Annotated in this window: 19 protein-coding genes; 18 read left to right on the forward strand and 1 reads right to left on the reverse strand. The window is 41.3% G+C overall.

Annotated elements, in window-relative coordinates; all coding sequences use genetic code 11:
* Nucleotides 1-274 (reverse strand): helix-turn-helix transcriptional regulator (locus Q8865_07520; protein ID MDP4153267.1); only part of this gene is annotated, 274 nt, incomplete at its 3' end.
* Between the two features lie 176 nt (nt 275-450).
* Here Q8865_07520 and Q8865_07525 point away from each other — a divergent pair.
* The 18 genes from Q8865_07525 to Q8865_07610 all read left to right on the forward strand — a co-directional run.
* Entirely contained in the window at nt 451-630 is a 180-nt protein-coding gene (locus Q8865_07525; protein ID MDP4153268.1) for a helix-turn-helix domain-containing protein, read from the forward strand.
* 3 nt (nt 631-633) lie between these two features.
* Nucleotides 634-3,237 carry a DUF927 domain-containing protein gene (locus Q8865_07530; GenBank protein MDP4153269.1) on the forward strand — a complete coding sequence of 868 codons (2,604 nt, stop codon included), beginning with the start codon at nt 634-636 and terminating at the stop codon, nt 3,235-3,237.
* Nucleotides 3,238-3,259: 22 nt separating this feature from the next.
* Nucleotides 3,260-3,433, forward strand: a complete 174-nt coding sequence (locus Q8865_07535; protein MDP4153270.1) for a hypothetical protein — start codon at nt 3,260-3,262, stop codon at nt 3,431-3,433.
* Nucleotides 3,434-4,618: a phage portal protein gene (locus Q8865_07540; protein ID MDP4153271.1), complete on the forward strand. Its 1,185-nt coding sequence runs from the start codon at nt 3,434-3,436 to the stop codon at nt 4,616-4,618.
* Complete coding sequence (locus tag Q8865_07545; GenBank protein MDP4153272.1) at nt 4,615-5,181, forward strand: HK97 family phage prohead protease; 567 nt, start codon at nt 4,615-4,617, stop codon at nt 5,179-5,181. Before Q8865_07540 ends, Q8865_07545 begins: the two co-directional genes overlap by 4 nt.
* Nucleotide 5,182: 1 nt before the next feature.
* A complete protein-coding gene (locus Q8865_07550; protein MDP4153273.1) occupies nt 5,183-6,403 on the forward strand; it encodes a phage major capsid protein in 1,221 nt (406 codons plus the stop codon).
* Between the two features lie 65 nt (nt 6,404-6,468).
* The gene (locus Q8865_07555) at nt 6,469-6,753 is read left to right on the forward strand and encodes a head-tail connector protein (GenBank protein ID MDP4153274.1); all 285 of its coding nucleotides are present in this window, start codon (nt 6,469-6,471) and stop codon (nt 6,751-6,753) included.
* Nucleotides 6,746-7,477, forward strand: coding sequence for an AAA family ATPase (locus Q8865_07560; protein ID MDP4153275.1), 732 nt, complete (start codon nt 6,746-6,748; stop codon nt 7,475-7,477). The genes Q8865_07555 and Q8865_07560 overlap by 8 nt, the downstream gene beginning before the upstream one ends.
* A 117-nt stretch (nt 7,478-7,594) precedes the next feature.
* Complete coding sequence (locus tag Q8865_07565) at nt 7,595-7,912, forward strand: hypothetical protein (GenBank protein MDP4153276.1); 318 nt, start codon at nt 7,595-7,597, stop codon at nt 7,910-7,912.
* A gap of 4 nt (nt 7,913-7,916) precedes the next feature.
* Entirely contained in the window at nt 7,917-9,578 is a 1,662-nt protein-coding gene (locus Q8865_07570; protein ID MDP4153277.1) for a terminase large subunit, read from the forward strand.
* 4 nt (nt 9,579-9,582) lie between these two features.
* Nucleotides 9,583-9,921: a phage head closure protein gene (locus Q8865_07575; GenBank protein ID MDP4153278.1), complete on the forward strand. Its 339-nt coding sequence runs from the start codon at nt 9,583-9,585 to the stop codon at nt 9,919-9,921.
* A 257-nt stretch (nt 9,922-10,178) separates the two neighbouring features.
* Nucleotides 10,179-10,721 (forward strand): YfbU family protein, encoded by a 543-nt coding sequence (locus tag Q8865_07580; GenBank protein MDP4153279.1) that lies wholly within the window; start codon nt 10,179-10,181, stop codon nt 10,719-10,721.
* A 127-nt stretch (nt 10,722-10,848) separates the two neighbouring features.
* Complete coding sequence (locus Q8865_07585; GenBank protein ID MDP4153280.1) at nt 10,849-11,025, forward strand: hypothetical protein; 177 nt, start codon at nt 10,849-10,851, stop codon at nt 11,023-11,025.
* A gap of 134 nt (nt 11,026-11,159) precedes the next feature.
* Nucleotides 11,160-11,369, forward strand: coding sequence for a hypothetical protein (locus tag Q8865_07590; GenBank protein ID MDP4153281.1), 210 nt, complete (start codon nt 11,160-11,162; stop codon nt 11,367-11,369).
* Nucleotides 11,366-11,653 (forward strand): hypothetical protein, encoded by a 288-nt coding sequence (locus tag Q8865_07595; protein MDP4153282.1) that lies wholly within the window; start codon nt 11,366-11,368, stop codon nt 11,651-11,653. The genes Q8865_07590 and Q8865_07595 overlap by 4 nt, the downstream gene beginning before the upstream one ends.
* 94 nt (nt 11,654-11,747) lie before the next feature.
* Entirely contained in the window at nt 11,748-11,996 is a 249-nt protein-coding gene (locus Q8865_07600; GenBank protein MDP4153283.1) for a hypothetical protein, read from the forward strand.
* Between the two features lie 256 nt (nt 11,997-12,252).
* Nucleotides 12,253-13,524, forward strand: a complete 1,272-nt coding sequence (locus Q8865_07605; protein MDP4153284.1) for a site-specific integrase — start codon at nt 12,253-12,255, stop codon at nt 13,522-13,524.
* A 946-nt stretch (nt 13,525-14,470) separates the two neighbouring features.
* On the forward strand, nt 14,471-18,612 hold a 4,142-nt coding region (locus tag Q8865_07610; protein MDP4153285.1), incomplete at its 3' end, for a hypothetical protein.

The following is an 18,612-nucleotide window of genomic DNA, read 5'->3' on the forward strand; positions in this document are numbered from 1 at the left end:
AAATTTCTGCACTTTTTTCATTTAGACCATATTCAGACATAATTTCTCGATACTCAGGGTTTCGTGCATCGGATAACCCTAAAATATAATCAGCAGATACATTAAAGGTATGTGATAAAACATTAATTGCGCTTGCATCTGGGGTACGCGTCCCTCGCTCATATTTCCCAAGTGTAAGTCGTGTTATACTTAATATTTTTGCAAGCTCATCTTGTGATATTCTTTGTTCATTTCTTAATTCTCTAATTCTTTCGCCTATTTTGTTTTGATCCATTGCGCTTCACTCCTTAAAGATAGAATAACATGTAAACACATATTATGCAAGCAAAAAGTAACAAAAAGAATTGGCGCTATATATATGTATACTTTACTTGACATGATAATAAACGGATGCTAAAATATAATAGTGGAAACAAAAGTAAGCAAAAGAATACAAAAAGGAGGGGCAATATGGAAAAGCTTACATATTCAGTGCCAGAATTGGCGAAGTCATTAGGAATCTCAGCATCCGCAGCATATAAATTGGTACATACTAAAGGATTCCCGACCTTGTCGTTAGGTAAAAGAAAATTAGTATTAATTGATGAATTGCAAAGCTGGCTTAAACAAAATAGTGGCTGGGGGAATTAACAGATGCAATTGACGGAATTTCTGAATTACCTTGAAAGCGTAAAAGGTCATGGAAATCAGTACTCAGCGCGTTGTCCATCTCATGATGACAGGCACAACAGTTTAAGTATATCGCGGGGCCAGGACGGGAAAATTCTTTTGAAATGTCAAGCAGGCTGCAGCACTTCCGAAATTGTGAACGCAATGGGGTTGAAAATGGCAGATTTGTTTTCTGATAAACCGGAAGTACAGCAAAAGCGTCACAAGGTTGCCGAATACCTTTATGTTGATACCACGGGCGAAGTCGTACATAAAAAAATCAGATATGAGCCTAAGGGGTTTATACAAGCAAAACCGGACGGAAAAGGCGGCTGGGTATATAACTTAAAAGGCATACAGCCGATTTTATACAATCTTCCCGCCGTTGTGCAAGGTATTCAAGACGGACAACCTATTTATATTGTCGAAGGTGAAAAAGACGTTGAAACCCTGAAAAAGCATAAAAAAATAGCCACATGCAACACTCACGGGGCAGGTGAGGGCAAATGGCTAAGCCAATATAATAAATATTTATATAATTCTATTATTATTATTATACAGGATAATGATGAAATTGGCAAGGCTTTTGCCGAAGAAATTGCTGAAAGTCTGTGGGGAAAAGCTAAAAGCGTAAAGCTTATTGACTTAACGATTAGTTGGCCTGAATTGCCGGAACATGGTGATATTTCAGATGTTTTCACAATGGTTCATAACGATGCAGAGGTGCTGAAAAAATTGAATGAAATAATCGAAAATACTCCAAATTATATTTCGAAATCTGTACCAAAGGTTCAGCCTGATAGCGAATATGAATGTGACGCTGAGTTTAAAGGCCTTTTTAGCAGAAGCGGGTACACTGCAATTGATGGTAATACAAATCAGGTTGTTTTGCACAAAGAGTGCAATCGGTGGCAGGTAGATTATAAACCAATATGTAATTTTGTAGCGTGGTGTACCGGAGAAAAGACCACGGATGACGGAATTGAAACAAAAAAAACTTTTGCAATTAAGGGGAAACATGCTTCTGGCCGGGAATTACCAGAGATTGAGGTTCAGGCGGCAGACTTTAATAATATGAATTGGATAACAAAGATGTGGGGTTTTTCTTGCAATTTAAATCCTGGCACTACTATAAAAGATAGATTGAGACATTGCATACAACAAATTAGCCGAAACCTAAAAAGCGAAACTGTTTATACATATACAGGATGGAGGTTATACCGGGAAAAATGGATCTATTTGCATGGAAAAGGTGCCGTTGGAGCTAAGGATATTGATGTAAAACTGGAGGGTAGACTTTCAAACTATCATTTACCTGGAGAGAATCCGGATGAGTATGCTAGAGCAGTTAAGGATAGCATGAAACTATTCAATGTGGCGCCACAACATATTATTTTTCCGCTCTTGGCATTCACATTTCTTTCCCCGTTGAATGAATTTTTAAAACAGGCAGGGCACGAACCGAAATTTGTTTATTTTCTTATGGGTAAAACAGGAACTGGCAAAAGTACCTTAGCAGCTTTGTTTCTTTCCTTTTTCGGCCGTTTTAATAATACCGACCTCCCGTTGTCATTTATGGATACGGCAAATGCAATAGTAAATCAGGTGTTTTTATGTAAGGACAATGTTATATGTATTGATGATTATAAACCAAGTACCCGTAATGATGTTAACAGAATGGATAATGTTGCACAAAATATTTTACGCAGTTATGGAGAGCGCACAGGTCGTAACAGATTAAATAGTAATAGTACTTTGATGAAGCAAAGAGCCCCGCGCGGCAATGCAATTTTTACGGGTGAACAACCGCCCAATGTTGGTGAAAGCGGTACAGCGCGGTTTGTGGTATCAGAATTAAAAACAGGTGATACAGACTTTACAGCACTGACCATAGCACAAGACGACGCACGCAATGAGGTATACAGTCTTTGCATGAGGGCATATATTGAGTGGTTGAAGGCTAAGTTTATCGATAATGGCGCAAAAAAATTTGTTCAATCTCTTGCAAATGAATTTGAAGAAACGCGCAATCGCTTTTTTAAATCGTTAAATGAATTAACACATCCTCGAGTTGTTGAAGCACTAGCACATCTATGTTTGGGTTGGAAGTACTTTGTAAAATTTGCTTCTGAGTATAGTGCGGTTGATGAACAGGACGCCAAAGAACTTTTATATGTAATGGATATTATACTATTACAGATGGGCAAAGATCATGCTGAATTACTAAACGACGATAAGCCTTCAAAAATATTTATTGATAAGCTAAAAGTGCTTATTAAATCTCAAGCAGTTTATGTTCATGATGCAACAGGAGGTTATCCACCACCACCGGAATCGCGTGTTCCATTCATCGGATATTTTAATAAAGAAAATTATTATTTTTATTCAGAAATAGTGTACAAGCAAGTTGTTAAATTTTGCACAGAACAAGGGGAGTTCTTTCCAGTAGGACAAAAAACATTATTAAAACATTTAGCGGAAGACGGAATTATTAATGTAATAGCAGGTGATAAAACACCACGGCATATTTTTAATGGAAAACGTGGTCGGTTCCTGACAATAGATAAAAGTGTTATTGACGAAGCTTAAAAAAATTAAGGAGTGAAAAATTATGACTGAATTTCAGCAAGAACTTTTAAAACAATTAGCACGTATTGCAGATCATCTGCAAAGTATAGATGATACGTTACAGAACGATCCAATAACTGTTTCAATCCCGGATATTGTAAACGTTGGCGGGAGTGTTGAAGTTTGTGACTTAATAGATACATACCGAGGTAATTAAATGAGTATTTTTACAAGGATATTCAAAGCACAGCAGCCTCAGCAAACAGCCCCCGCCGTAGTAATGGGCGCAGTACCATATTTTTCAACGTTCAGCGGCAATGCCTATGAATCCGATGTGTTCCGCGCCGCCGTTGACAGCATAGCACGGCATGGTGCAAAGCTTCACGGTTCGCATATTATACGTACAGCAGACGGCAGAGAGCCGGGTGACGATGCTTTGAATTATCTGTTATCATGCAGGCCAAACCAGTTCATGAGTAGCTTTGATTATCAGTACAAGCAGATCACGCACTATTTTACATGCAATGATTCTTTCGGGTACATACAGCGGGGCGACGGCGGCAATGTGACTGCACTTTATCCGCTGGACGTTTCAGGAATGCAATTTGTTTCCGATGCAACAGACAACCTTTACTGTAAATTCTTTTTCAAGAATGGCAAGCAGTATATTCTTCCCTATTCTGATATTATCCATTTACGCCGTCATTTTAACGGTAACGACCTTTTAGGTGACGCAAACACGGCTATTCTTCCGGCTTTACAGTTAGCGCAAACACAGTCAGACGGCATTGCCGCAGGAATCAAAGCGGGCGCGAGTATCCGTGGAATTTTGAAATATAATCAGGTTTTAGCGCCGGACAAGCTGAAAGAAGAAAAGGCCAATTTTATGGCAGATTATATGGGTATTGAAAATAACGGCGGTGTAGCTGCACTGGACAGTAAATTTGATTATGTACCACTTAATTCGGAGCCTTATATGATAAACGCACAGCAGCTTGCAGCCGTGAAAAGCAAAATTTATCAGTACCTGGGTATATCAGAAAAAATTGTTGACGGTTCTTATGACGAGCAGACCGGCACCGCCTTTTATGAATCTGTTATTGAACCGCTGGCCGCGCAGATGGGGCAAGAATACACGGCAAAGATATTTACACCAATTGAGCAGCAGGCAGGAAACAAGATTATTTTCGAGGGCGATTCAATGGATTATGCGAGTTATCAGACTCGTGTTTCTACCTTGACAGCTTCTATGCCGATGGGATTATTCAGCGTTGATGAAGCCCGAGAAGTTTTGAATATGCGGCCTATTGGCGGCACAGAGGGCGCAAAGAGGTTACAAACCCTTAATGTTGTTGATGCTACCAAGGCCAATAAATACCAAGTTGGAGATGAAACAAAATGAAAGAGCAAAGAGTATGCGAAATAAGAGCCGAAGCGGCAGCAGACAGCCTTATTTTAAAAGGTATGCCGATTGTATTCAATCAGCCTACCGTCATAAATGACCGAGCAGGAAGTTATATCGAGGTAATTGAGCGAGGGGCGCTTGATGGTGCGGATTTATCCGACACAAGGCTATTGTATAATCATGACCTAAGCAAAGTGCCTTTAGCGAGAACACCAAAAACATTGCAGTTATCAGTTGAACCGGCAGGATTGACTATGACGGCAACTTTACCGGATACCGAAGAAGCCAGAAGCGTACATACGGCAGTAGATCGCGGCGATTTATCAGGCATGAGTTTTGCTTTTAAAGTTCCGGCAGGCGGTGACAGATACGACGCGAAAACAAACACCCGGACAATTACAAAAATTGAAAAAGTGCTTGAAATTAGTGTGGTTCCATTTCCTGCTTATCCGCAGACCAGTGTTGAAGCCCGAAGCACGATAGACGGCAGTTTATCCACATTCAGAGCCAAGACCGAAACCAAAATAAAAATAAATCAAATTTTAAAAAGGGGATTTTAATATGTTTAAAGATAAAAACGAAGCTTTCAACCATTACCGCACAGCAACCGCAGAAGTAATTGAAACCCGCGCCGCAGAAATCGGCAAGACCATTGATGCCGATGCAAACGCCGACATTGCGGGGTTGAATATTGAACTTGACGGCCTGAAAATGGCAAAGGATAACCTTGAACAGCGCAGCGCCGCCCAAAACAAGTTGACAGGATTTAATCCTATCACTGGCAAAGATTTTGAGAATAAACCCGAACAGCGCACGGACGATATTTTCAGTTCAATGGAATACAGAAACGCTTTCTCCAAAAAGATGTTAAACAAGCCCATGAGTGCCGATGAAAACGCCATTTTTGAGAGAGCGCAGAATCAGGCGCAGATTGAAAACCGCTCGGCGTTTATTTCAACCGGCAACAGTACTGCAGTAATTCCGACCACTATTCTGAACGAAGTTGTTCAGAAAGCGACCACGCAGGGAAACATTCTCCAGTATGTGCGGCAGTTCAATATTCCTGCAAATTTGAGTATTCCAGTAGCCACCCCGGAAGATGCGGCAGAATGGCATACAGAGGGTGCGGCAGTGACACCAAGCACCAATGAACCAGCACATGTTGTATTCAACGCCTATGAGTTGATGAAAGTATTCAGTATGAGTGTTGCGGCCAATGTGATGACGCTTTCGGCCTTTGAATCCTATCTTTCTACCGAACTTTCAAGAACGGTATATGCTGCATTGAACAACGGCGTATTCAACGGCACAGGAACCAATCAGGCACAGGGCATTCTTGCCGCGATAACATGGGATACAACCAATTCAGCAACATTTGCAACAACCGGCTTGAAATATGCCGACGTGCTGAAACTTGCATCGTTATTGAAAGCGGGCTATGCAGCAGGCGCAATATTTGCAGTAAATAACGCAACACTGTTTAATAGGATCATGGCAGTTGAAGATACGACCGGCAGACCGATCTTCACTAATCCGATTGATGGCGGCGCCGGGCGTATGCTGGGTCATACGGTTGTCGTTGATGATTACATTCCAACGGATACAATTCTTTTTGGGAACTTCCAGTATTACGGACTAAATCTTTCACAGGGGATTATGCTGGAAGTGTCAAGAGAATCCAGCTTTAAGCAGGGTTTGATCGATTACAGGGCAATGGCAGTAGCAGACGGAAAAGTAATTATTCCAGAAGCGTTCTGCAAACTGACTTTAGCAACAGCATAAAATATGAGTTATGGCCGGGGTGCGGGATTTCCCGTATCCCGGTGATTCTTAAAGGGGTGTAATATATGGCACTAATAACATTAGACGAAGCGCGGGATGCGTTGAGGATAGACGGCACAGACAACGACACGATCATTCAGGGCATGATTGACAATATACCTGATTATTTGCAAGTGACCACAGGCAGTACATGGACTGACAGCACGGCAACAGGGTATCAGTTAGCCAAACGATGCGCGAGGTTTATTATACAATTTTGGTATCAGCCCGAAACCCAAGATGCAGCAAGATTACAAATTGTTATTGATAAGATGCTGGGTACATTGGGAGTGATGGCACGGAATGGCTAGAGAATTTGCAATAGGACTGTATAAAAGTAAGAAATGGGAGAAGTGCCGCGATAGTTTCATGTCGAGCAAGAATTATATATGTGAGAGGTGCGGTGATATTGCGGTTATCTGTCATCATAAGAAGTACATAACGCCGGAAAATATCAATGACCCGAATATCACATTGAACTGGAATAACCTTGAAGCTCTTTGTCGGACGTGTCATGCAGCAGAACATATGAGTATGGGCGCTTGTGCTCCGGGACTGACATTCGACGAGAGTGGCAACCTTGTGAAGATAAATAACGCATACCTTATATGTGGAAGTCCGGGCAGTGGCAAATCAACATGGGTTAAGGAACATAAGCACAATGATGATATAGTCATTGATCTTGACTATATATGCGCTGCATTGATGGGTGAGCCTGATAATATCTATCTGAATCACGAGCCGGTTTTAGCCGTAGCATTAGAGGTTCAAAAGTTGCTTTACCAAATAATCAAAGCAAAGCGGGGCAAGTGGAGAAGCGCCTATGTTATTACTTCCACACCGAGTAAGGACAAGCAAAATAAATTAGCAAAAGAATTAGATGCTAAAATTATTGTTATGGAAACGACGCTTACTGAGTGCATCGAGAGAATCAAAAATGATCAGCGCAGAGCCAGTTCGACTGAAAAATTCATTGAACTAGCAAAGCAATGGTATGAAAATTTTACAAGTAGCCCCCCTGGTTTAACAAATTAAGCGAGCAATGGGGGACCGAAACGGGCACATAAATAAACCTCTCTATGAAGTTTTATATTACGAGGGGTATAACCACGAATTTATCTACAAGTTGTATTGATACTGAGGTGAAAAAATATGGCATTAACTAAAGTAAAAAAGCTAATTGACGTTATTTCAAAGGATAGGCAACCCATTGCTGATAGCCTATTAAAGGAATTAACATTTATGGAACATACACTTTCTGAACTTAAAAAGACAGTTCAGAAAGTAGGGGCTGTGGAACACTTTGAAAACGGTAAACAGAATTTCGTTCGAGAAAATCCCGCTTTGAAATCCTATAACACGACCATTCAGCGGTATTCGCTGGTCTATAAGCAGTTTGTGGACTTGTTGCCCGCAGCTGCCAAAATCGAAGCAAAGGACGAACTGACCACGTTTTTAGGGAAGAAGTGATTTTATGAATCCAATTCTTGAATATTGGAGCGGCATTCAGTCCAGAAAGTTCATTGTTTCAAAGAGAGTTTACAAACTGTATGAAAAGTTAGCCGGGAAGATTGAACACGGTATATCCAAAAATGGAGATACCCCCGGAAAGTACATATATGATGAAACTAAGGCAAACCGCGCTATTGAATTTATAGAACACTTCTGCAAGCACTCAAAAGGCGAATGGGCGGGTAAACCCGTTATACTGGAATTGTTTCAAAGGGCTTTCATTGCTGCCTTATTTGGCTTTGTGGACAAAGTAACGGGCTTTAGACAATACCGTGAAACTCTGTTTTTAGTGGCGAGAAAAAACGGCAAGTCAACCATGTTGGCCGCTATTGCCCTATACTGCATGATTGCAGACGGTGAACCAGGCGCGGAGATTTATAGCACAGCAACGAAAAAAGATCAGGCGCGGCTTCTGTTTGATGAAGCGCAGCGCATGGTGAAGCAATCCCCGGCATTGTCAAAGCATATTAGAAAACGCAAGACCGACCTATATTTTGATGCGGGTATGTCAAAGTTTCAACCGTTGGGGCGGAACTCCGACACGTTAGACGGTCTTAATGCTTCCCTCGTTATCATGGACGAGCTGCATGGCGTTAAGGATAGAAACCTTTATGAAGTAATGAAACAGTCACAAAGCGCCCGCAGACAGCCGTTATTGATTATGATAACCACAGCGGGGACAGTGCGGGAATCCATTTACGATGATATGTACGCGTATGCCTGCAATGTAATCGACGGCACATTCACTGATGAAAGTTTTCTACCCGTTCTCTATGAACTGGACGAAGCCGAAGAATGGGATGACCCGGCTAAATGGCAAAAAGCCAATCCGGGGCTGGGAACTATTAAAAAGCTGGACGATCTGCAACGCAAGGTTGAGAGGGCTAAAAGCAACGCTGCCGATCTGCCCGGCATCCTATGCAAAGATTTTAATATCAGGCAGAATGCAGCCACGGCATGGTTGACTTTTGAGGATATAAATAACTCTGAAACATTTGATATATCGCAGTTTAAAAATTGTTATGCCATTGGCGGGGCTGATCTGTCAATCACAACAGACTTGACGAGCGCAACGCTGCTATTTGTCGATAAGGAAACCGAAAAGCGATATGTTCGTCAGATGTATTGGCTTCCGCGTGGCAGCTTCTATGAGCGTGTACACAAGGACAAAATTCCATACGACATATGGGAGAAACAAGGCTTATTGCGGCTCTGTGCGGGCAATACGATTGATTACAGCGATATAACAGCATGGTTTAATGAAATGCTTAACGATTACGGTATAACGCCGTTGTGGATTTACTATGATTCGTATTCGGCGCGGTACTGGGTTGATGAAATGCAGCAGTATGGTTTCAAAATGGAGCGGTGTATTCAGGGTGCAAAGACACTTTCACTTCCTATGCAGCAGATGGGAGCAGACTTGAAAGCAAAGAAGATTAACTACAATAATTCTCCTATCCTGAAATGGTGCTTATCAAATACCGGCATTCTCACCGACCGGAACGGTAACATTGTGCCGATCAAGTCGCAGCAGCCGAAAATGAGAATTGACGGCATGGCTTCCATGCTGGACGCTTATGTTGGATTATATGACCATTACGAAGAATATTTGAGGGCGTGATAATATGTTAAAAGATAAAAAAATCCGCATACAAAAGCCGGTTAAAGTCGGAACCGGCAGCTTTGCAACGACAAAGTGGGTTGATTTAGGTAACTCAGCGGACACAGACCAGCCAAAATACTTATGGGCGTATTATAGGCACATGAGCGAAACGGAAACGACCGCCGCGTTGGCGACCGTTGCCATAGCAGAGGTTTTATTTGCGGTTAACTGGCTACCAGACATCACCACAGCCATGAGGATAGTTTATAAGGACATTACATATCAGATTGTTCGTATAGACGATTTTGAAGGCCGGAAAGAAGATTTAAAGATATATGCTAAGTTAGCAACAGTGAGCTGATAGGGTTGCATAATATAATTCAATCAATAGATGCGCTCAATTTTGAGCCTAAATTAGGATAGCGCAATTTTGCGCTTACTAGCCAGTCCATTTTTGGGCTCAGTATTTTTGATTAGGTTTATTCTTTCTTGCCCTATTTCAGGGTAACGTCTTATGGAATTTGTACTCTACTGTGTTTTGCCGTACAGAGTGTTTGGATGATTGAAAGCGATTAGGTGAGTAACAAAACGTTACACACGAAAAAAAGGAAGAAATTGTTGAAAAAAGAAATTTTAAGTATTATATTAAATTTTGAGGAAGGTGATAATATGCAATTATCAGAAAAAGAGCGCTTGTTTTTGTATAACCAATATAAGATTTTAGAAAGATTATACCCAAAAGAACCAGAAATATGGAAAGATCCACAGGAAATATTATTGAATGGGTATGAAGGCGAATATGATTCATTAACAGACGGAATGTCCGATGGAATATCTGCTGAAATTTGTGACGAAGTTTTAAGTATACTAAGTATGTTTAAGTCATTATATTACTCTTACCAAGAATTAAACGATAAGAGTGGGGTTGAAGAAAGCGACATTTTGTTTAATGGCTTTGATGGTAATGAAGAAGTGGGGCACTATTCTTATGCAAAATATTTAATAGATTGTGGACCGTTTTCTGAGTTTAAAAATTCCTCAATAAATAGCCATCGCAACACTCTGCGCAAATATAGAAAGATGTTATCAAAGTTTCAAATCTATGAACCTGGCAAAAGTTTATCTAAACAGGAAATCCAACAAGTCATAAATGATGATTGAATATGAAGCCAAATGCCTAGCCCGCTTTTGCGGGCTTTTTCTTATAAAGATTTTTTTATATAGCTATTGACTTATGTCAGTACATATATTATACTTATGTCAGTACAAAAAGGTTAGGAGGTCGAGAATGCCACGAACAGGAAGGCCAACGGACGACCCAAAGGGAAGCAGGCTTCAATTTAGGTTATCTGAAGGCGACACAAACAAATTGGATTATTGTTGCGAGGTATTGGGTCTTACCAAAGCGGAAGTAATCCGGCAGGGGATTGAGCAGATGTATCAAAAGGCTCGACAAAAAAAATAGAAGTAGCCCGCCACCCTGAATAAGTATCGGACTGCTTCTTATGCAGAAACCACCACTGAGGGAAGTCCCTTGCGTGTATAGTATAACATGTTGGGTACTATCCTTCAATTAAAAAATTGAAAGGAAGTTTTAAAGTGAATGCCAAGCTTATCAAAGACAATATTATTTGTATCTCTGATTATCCGAGCAATTCCGGGTTCTCCTATAATTTTGAAACGGGTATATATACCATACACGTTAATAAACACGATGACTTTGAAAAATGTATAGAACGTGGACTAAAGGATATAATCGAACGTGAAACTGCTATTAAGGAAATTGAGAAAGTGAGGAATATATTATGAATAAAGGCTTTGAAAATACTCTCAAGCTATATAATGCTTTCGCTGGCGTTATCATCCACAGAGAAGGTAGAATACCAAATAACATTGAAGTTGCTCAGTTTTTTAATTTTATGGAGCTATTGAATGAAGGGGAAAATTACGAGAAGTATATCCATAACAGAGGAGAAGATCAGATAAATGAGTTCACAAAAATGGCAATTAAAAAATGGGATTCCCGAAAAGATAAAATTAAATGTAATATTACACATGAGAATTTGCTTACATATTTAAGAATGAATAGTTAAATGGCGGGGCTTGGCCTCGCTTTTTTATTTGAGACAGTTTCTTGTGATATATAAAACATCGATATATTTATCAGTATTTAAAGGAGGAATTTTAATGCCACGTTTAGCTAAATCAGACAATCAGAAACGTAATGACTATCTACTGGGTACAATGGCAAAGCAGCAGATCATATACGATTTGCCGAATCAATCGTTGTCGCTGCCTATGGGCGTATCACGCAAAACCGTTTATAACAGACTAAATGATCCGGATAAATTCACGTTGGCAGAGCTGAGGATGTTAATTAAGAAACTGCATATACCCGCCGAAGATATGTTGATTGCATTGGGGTATGAAAAGTAAATAAAAATCCATTAAGGGGGTATAACAAACCGTTATACCCCTCTGTATCGTGAAACACGACGGGGTCATCCACTTTGGCGGGAGAGATGAGTAATTCTGTGTATTGTGTGAAAAAGTGATTATATATATAATATTTTTTTTATTCTGATATAAATTATTATATATAGTTACAAGGTAATATTCCCAAAGAGATATTGAACGTTTAATGGAATAGTGTTATATTATGTAAAATAAGTATGGGGCAGGAGCGGAGAGTATGGGGCAAAAAGCGGGGCAAAAAAGCCGGGGCAATGGTGAGGGTAATATCCGACAGAAAAAGGACGGGCGCTGGGAAGCGCGTGTTACCATAGGACGCAATGAAAACGGCAGCCAAAAAATGAAATATTTCTATGGAAAAACGCGTGAAGAATGTGCTGAAAAGCTGAACGATTATTTATCAGAGCAACGAAAAGGTATTTATATTGAACCGAGCAAATATACCGTCAGCCAGTGGCTTGATGAATGGTATAATAAGCACGTTGTAGACAGCGTGAAGCTGTCAACCCGCGTTTCCTATGAAATGATTATCCGGCAGCACTTAAAGCCAAATTTTGGCCATTATAAACTGAAAGACTTAGGAAGCGGCACAATTCAGAGCGTGTATAATAAAATGCTCAAAAGCGGGCGCATTGTTCAAAAGAAAGCAAAGGGTAAAAAATCTGAAAAGCCTGAAAAGTCAATAAACAAAGGGCTTTCAGAAAAAACGATCAGGAACATTCATCTTGTTTTGCGAAAAGCTCTTCAAGTCGCTTACCTGAATGATATGATACCAAAAAATCCGGCTACAGATGGACGCGTTACACTGCCAGAAGCGCCCAAAAAGAAAGACATTCGAGTATTTACCCCGGACGAGCAAAAGGCCATAGAAAAGGCTTGCAAGGGCGAACGCTGGGGCATGATTATATTGCTTGACTTGTATTCAGGTATGCGGCAGGGTGAAATATTGGCCCTGACATGGAAAGACATAGATTTTGAAAAAAGAACCATAAAAATTAATAAGCAGCTATCCCGGTTAAAGAATTTTAACCCCAAGATATCGGGCAAAACTATTTTAATGGTACAGCCATACACGAAAAACAGCAATGACCGCACTGTTTCAATATCCCCTGCTATTGTGGGCAAATTGAAAGCGTACAAGGCTACAGAGGACGCCAATAAAGCAAAATGGGCCGAAGCATACGAGGACAACGGCCTTGTTTTCTGCCGCGAGGACGGTCATTTTGTAGAGCCTAAGACGTTTCAAGAGTTTTTCAAAAAGACTTTGAAGAATGCCGGCGTAAAAGACGGAAATGTTCACGCACTCCGTCATACTTTTGCAACAAGAGCGTTAGAAGCCGGGATACCAGTTAAAGTTGTAAGTCAAATTTTAGGTCATTCTAGTATTCAGATCACGCTTGACACTTATAGCCACGTTTTGCCTGAACTGCAAGCGGAAGCAATGCAGACTATAACGGACGTATTTCTAACCACAGAATCAGAGCAGAAATAGCCCGTGGACAGATAATAAGGACAGATGGACAGCTTATGGACAGAATTTTTATAGCAATCTGTCCATACATTTTTCCTTTTAAGAAATAATAAAATTGTGTAATATAGCCATTTTAAAAAAATATGTATTCTTATTTATATATTGATGGACAGATGGACAGCTTTTATTTAATAGCCTCTACCTTTAATATTTTGCGGTGTAAAGTAAGGCTATTATAATCCACGGATTCGGGAAGCGCCCCATACTTTGCCCCATACCTAAAATAGATAGTTATATATTAAGCAGTATATAATGTAACTATGTTATGGGGTAAATACAGCATGTGGTATATAAAGTATGTATTACTTAATAAAAGAAGAAGCCCCCATAACTCATAACCCGAAGGTCGTTGGTTCAAATCCAGCCTCCGCAACCATTAAGAAACCCTGTAGCCTTGCGGCTTACAGGGTTTTTCTTATTTTGTACATTCCATTGAAAGCGGATTTATGCCCCATACTTTGTGGCTTGCCGCGAAGGACTAATATTTTGAAGATAATACTATCTACCAAAATGGAGATACCGTCGTGTTTCACGACACCATATGGGTATAGCGATTTGCTACACTCCTTATAAAATGCATATGATTTTGTTACTCTGTTTTAAGAGATGTTGTACTTTTATTGAAAGCATATAAAATTTTAATACTCTTTTTAATAAAACCATAGTTTATATTTTCTTCAAATGTAAATTGATGTATAATAATTTATTATATTATGTCTGGTTATAACATCAACGTGCTTTTTTTGCTCCGTAAAATATAAATTTAGAATAGTTTTATTAAGGGGGTACATAATGGTAAAAAAACATAAAAAAACATTTGTAAATTACGTTTATGCCGGTTAAAATGGTGGCCTTATACAAGCAGTTACGAATTAGTCAAAAAATAAATTGGTTTAGGAGAAAGGACATGAGCAGAAGAATTCGAAGAAGATTTATGGCGTTTACTCTTACACTGGCGATGGTTTTAAGTTTGATACCTAATATGACATTTACGGCAAAAGCGGCTGAGACGCCTTCGGGAAGCGGTTTTCCAAACGATCCGTACCTGATTTCCAGTGCTGCCGATCTTCAATGGCTGAGTGCGAATTACGCATCGCATTTAGGATCATATTTTGTACAAACGGCAGATATTGATTTAAGTGGCATCGCAGATTTTACGCCGATCGGTGGAGATCAGGGCTTTGGTGGTATATATGACGGAGGCTGGCATACGATTTCTGGCTTAAAAATCACCAGTGCATCGAATGCAAATTACATTGGCTTGTTTACTAGAGTTAGCAACAGAAATGGTAGCAGTATGATTAGAAATTTAAAACTATCAAACGTTAATATAAGTCTGACTACACCGGTGAGTTACCTTGGTGCGATTGCCGGAGAAAACGGCGCAACAATTGAAAACTGTAGTGTTATCTCTGGTACTGTATCTGGCGGTTCCGACACACAGGTCGGTGGTCTTGTTGGGGTAAATGGCGGGACTACCTCATGCTGTTATAACTGCGCTAATGTATCGGTCGGCGGTTTCAATAATCGCATGGCATGCGCCGGCGGTATTGCCGGCTACGATACCGGCCATATAAATAATTGCTGGAATTCCGGCAGCGTAACAGGAGGCTCCGGGAGTAATGCAAGCATGATGGTAGTCGGGGGAATAGCCGGAACCGTCAGTATCTCTCCTTTAAATCCAAATGCTATCGTAAACTGCTATTCAACCGGCATAGTGTCAAGCGCTGGCGGGGCAAAAGGCGGTATTGCCGGAAGCGATTTTTCGGGAAACTGCTTAGGTGATTTTTTTCTTGATACTTTTGGTACTAACGGTATCGGGATGTGGAATAACGGAGGAGCATCAAACGATGGAGCGACCCCAGTGTCAGACGCCCAGCTAAAAACTGCATCTACATACTCTGGTTGGGATTCATCAGATACATGGTCAACAACAGGTAGCTATCCAGCTCTTTTGACCAATGCACACGCACCAACAATATCGGGAACGGCCGGCGACGCAAAAGTAACGATTTCATGGCCGACCCCTTCGAAGAGAGCTGGCGGATATTATGTTTATTGGAGCACGACTTCGAATTCTTATGACAATACAAACAGAAAGATTATATATGGCCAAGACGCATCAAGTACAGTAATTTCTGGTTTAAATAATTACACCCAGTACTATTTTATAGTCAAAGGAATCGGGGATGGAGACGTTTTGAGTCCGGCTTCAAATGAAGTCGCGATAACACCAATCCCAACACTTACATGCACTCCCGGCAACGGAAAAGTTGATTTCAATTTTACGGTCCCTTCATCGGCCACGAGCGTCGTTCTTAAGCAGTCTAGCGATGGAACAAACTTTTCGGATGCAGCAACGGGTACACTAACAAATGTCTCGACAAGTGCGACGGTTAGCGGGCTGACAAACGGAACAACTTACACATTCGAACTGGTTGTGACCGTGAACGGGCAGACGATTACCCTAGATCCAGTGTCCTGCACGCCTACCGGGGGCTTAGTCGGGCCTACAACATCTACATGTGCAATCGATTTATTAAATATACCGTTCATTACTAAAGCAAAAACAACCGTTCAGACCGGCTACTTTAACTGCCGTTTTTATGGGTTTGTTGCACCAGCAAATGGGAGTTATACAATATATGACGATAACTCGTCCAATGATACCTATATTTATATTACCACGGTTTCGCCTTATGGAATGGACGGTGCAGTTGAAGTTGGCGAAAATGATGATTGGGCTGGAGGATTAAATTTCAATTATACGGACGTTCTTACAGGCGGCACGACATATTATTTTGCGATAGGTGATTGGAGTTTAGAAGAACCTATCAATCTGTGTATTTTAGGCGGCGGGCTTGACCCTAATATTACGACACCAACAGTAACAACAGCCAGTGCCTCGGATGTCATCGCAAGTTCTGCCAACTTAGGCGGAAATGTTACTGACGACAGTGGAAATACGGTAACAGAAAGAGGCGTGGTTTACTCTTCGACGGATCAAACACCGACCATAGGGGAAACAGGCGTTACGAAGGATGCCAACGGTTCGGGCACAGGAAGCTTCAGCAAATCAATCAGCGGATTAACCCCCGGGACTACATATTATTTCAACTCATATGCCACAAATAGCTCTGGCACAGCTTATGGAAGTGTATCCAGCTTTAAAACGAACATCGCGCCGACGTTGACTAGTATCTCTGAACTGACAGGAGCGACAGAGAATGCGGCATATACTATTACATATAATGACTTGGCAGCTTCGGCAGACGAAGCCGACAGCGACAGCGGTGATACGGTCAGTTTTCGTGTTGAATCTGTAACCTCGGGCACTTTGACGCAGAATGGCAGCGGGGTAACGGAAGGTTCAACTTTGCTTTCACCGACAGGCAGCAGTCTCGTATGGACTCCTGCATCCGACGCATACGGAGACATTAACGCTTTCACGGTTAAAGCTTATGATGGTAAGGACGCATCCTCTTCAAGTGTTCAGGTCGTTATAAACGTCGCTGCATCCAATCACGCACCGACAATTACATCAGGTGCAGCGGCGAGTTTTCCGGAAAACGGAACAGGCACCGCATATGCGTCTGCAGGGTCTGACCAAGACACAGGTGATACGATAACATGGGGCATCAGCGGAACAGATGCTGCACTGTTCAACATAGACAGCAGCACAGGAGCAGTGACATTTAAGAGTGCTCCGGATTATGAGGCACCACATGATAGTAATGCCGATAATGTTTACAATATAACGGTTTCCGCAACTGACGGCGGAGGACTTACCGGTTCAAAAGATGTTACAATAAATGTAACAAACATTAACGAGACACCAAGTGTCACATCAAGCGATGCAGCTAATTTTGCTGAAAATGGAACAGGGATCGCATATGCTTCGACAGGAACTGACCCTGATACAGGCGATACATTAACTTGGAGTCTAAGCGGAACCGATGCGGCGCTCTTCAATATCGACAGCAACACAGGAGCAGTAACCTTCAAGAGTGCACCCGATTATGAGACCCCAGCTGATAGTAATGCGGACAATGTCTACAACATCACGGTTACTGCAACAGACAGCGGAACGGGACATCTGGCTGCAAGCAAGAATGTCGCGATAACAGTAACGAATGTTAATGAAGCGCCAAATATTACGTCGGACAATGCAGTAAACTTTACTGAAAATGAAACTGGGACTGCATATAGTGCGTCGGGAACTGACCCAGATAAGAACGATACGCTGACATGGAGCCTAAGCGGAGCTGATGCGTCGCTCTTTAATATTGATAGCGGCACAGGGGCGGTGACCTTCAAAAACGTACCCGACTATGAGGCACCGGCTGACAATAACGCCGACAATATTTACAATATCACCGTAACCGCAACTGACAATAGCACTTCACACTTGACCGCAAGTAAGGATATATCGATTACGGTGAAGAATGTATACGATGCAGCACCGACAGCTATTAATCTTTCAGCTAACACTGTTTCAGAGGATGCCGTTTCAGGCACGACAATAGGTACACTCTCATCTACAGATGTTGAAACAGACGATAGCTTTACTTATTCTATAGTATCCATAGACGGTTCTGCTGTGAGCACGCTTTTCACAATCGTAGGGAGCAATTTTAATACAAATTCCACACTGAATTACGAAACTAAAACAAGTTATAGTGTTGTCATACGCTCGAGTGACAAGGGAGGCAACACTTTTGATCAGACATTTACAATAAACGTCACAAATATAAATGAACCTCCGATGATAACGTCAGGAGATGCAGCAAACTTCGCAGAGAACAGTACAGGGACTGCATATGCTTCTGCTGGAACTGACCCGGACGTTGGTGATACTCTCACATGGAGCATAGGTGGAAGTGACGCTTCACTCTTTAATATTGACAGCGGCACAGGAGCGGTTACATTCAAAAACGCACCCGACTATGAGGCACCAGCTGATAGTAATACCGATAATATTTACAATATAACGGTTACTGCAACAGACAGCGGCGCAGGGCATCTGACATCAAGCAAGGATGTTGCTAT

It is taken from the genome of Bacillota bacterium, assembly GCA_030705925.1.
Lineage (GTDB): Bacteria > Bacillota > Clostridia > Oscillospirales > Feifaniaceae > JAUZPM01.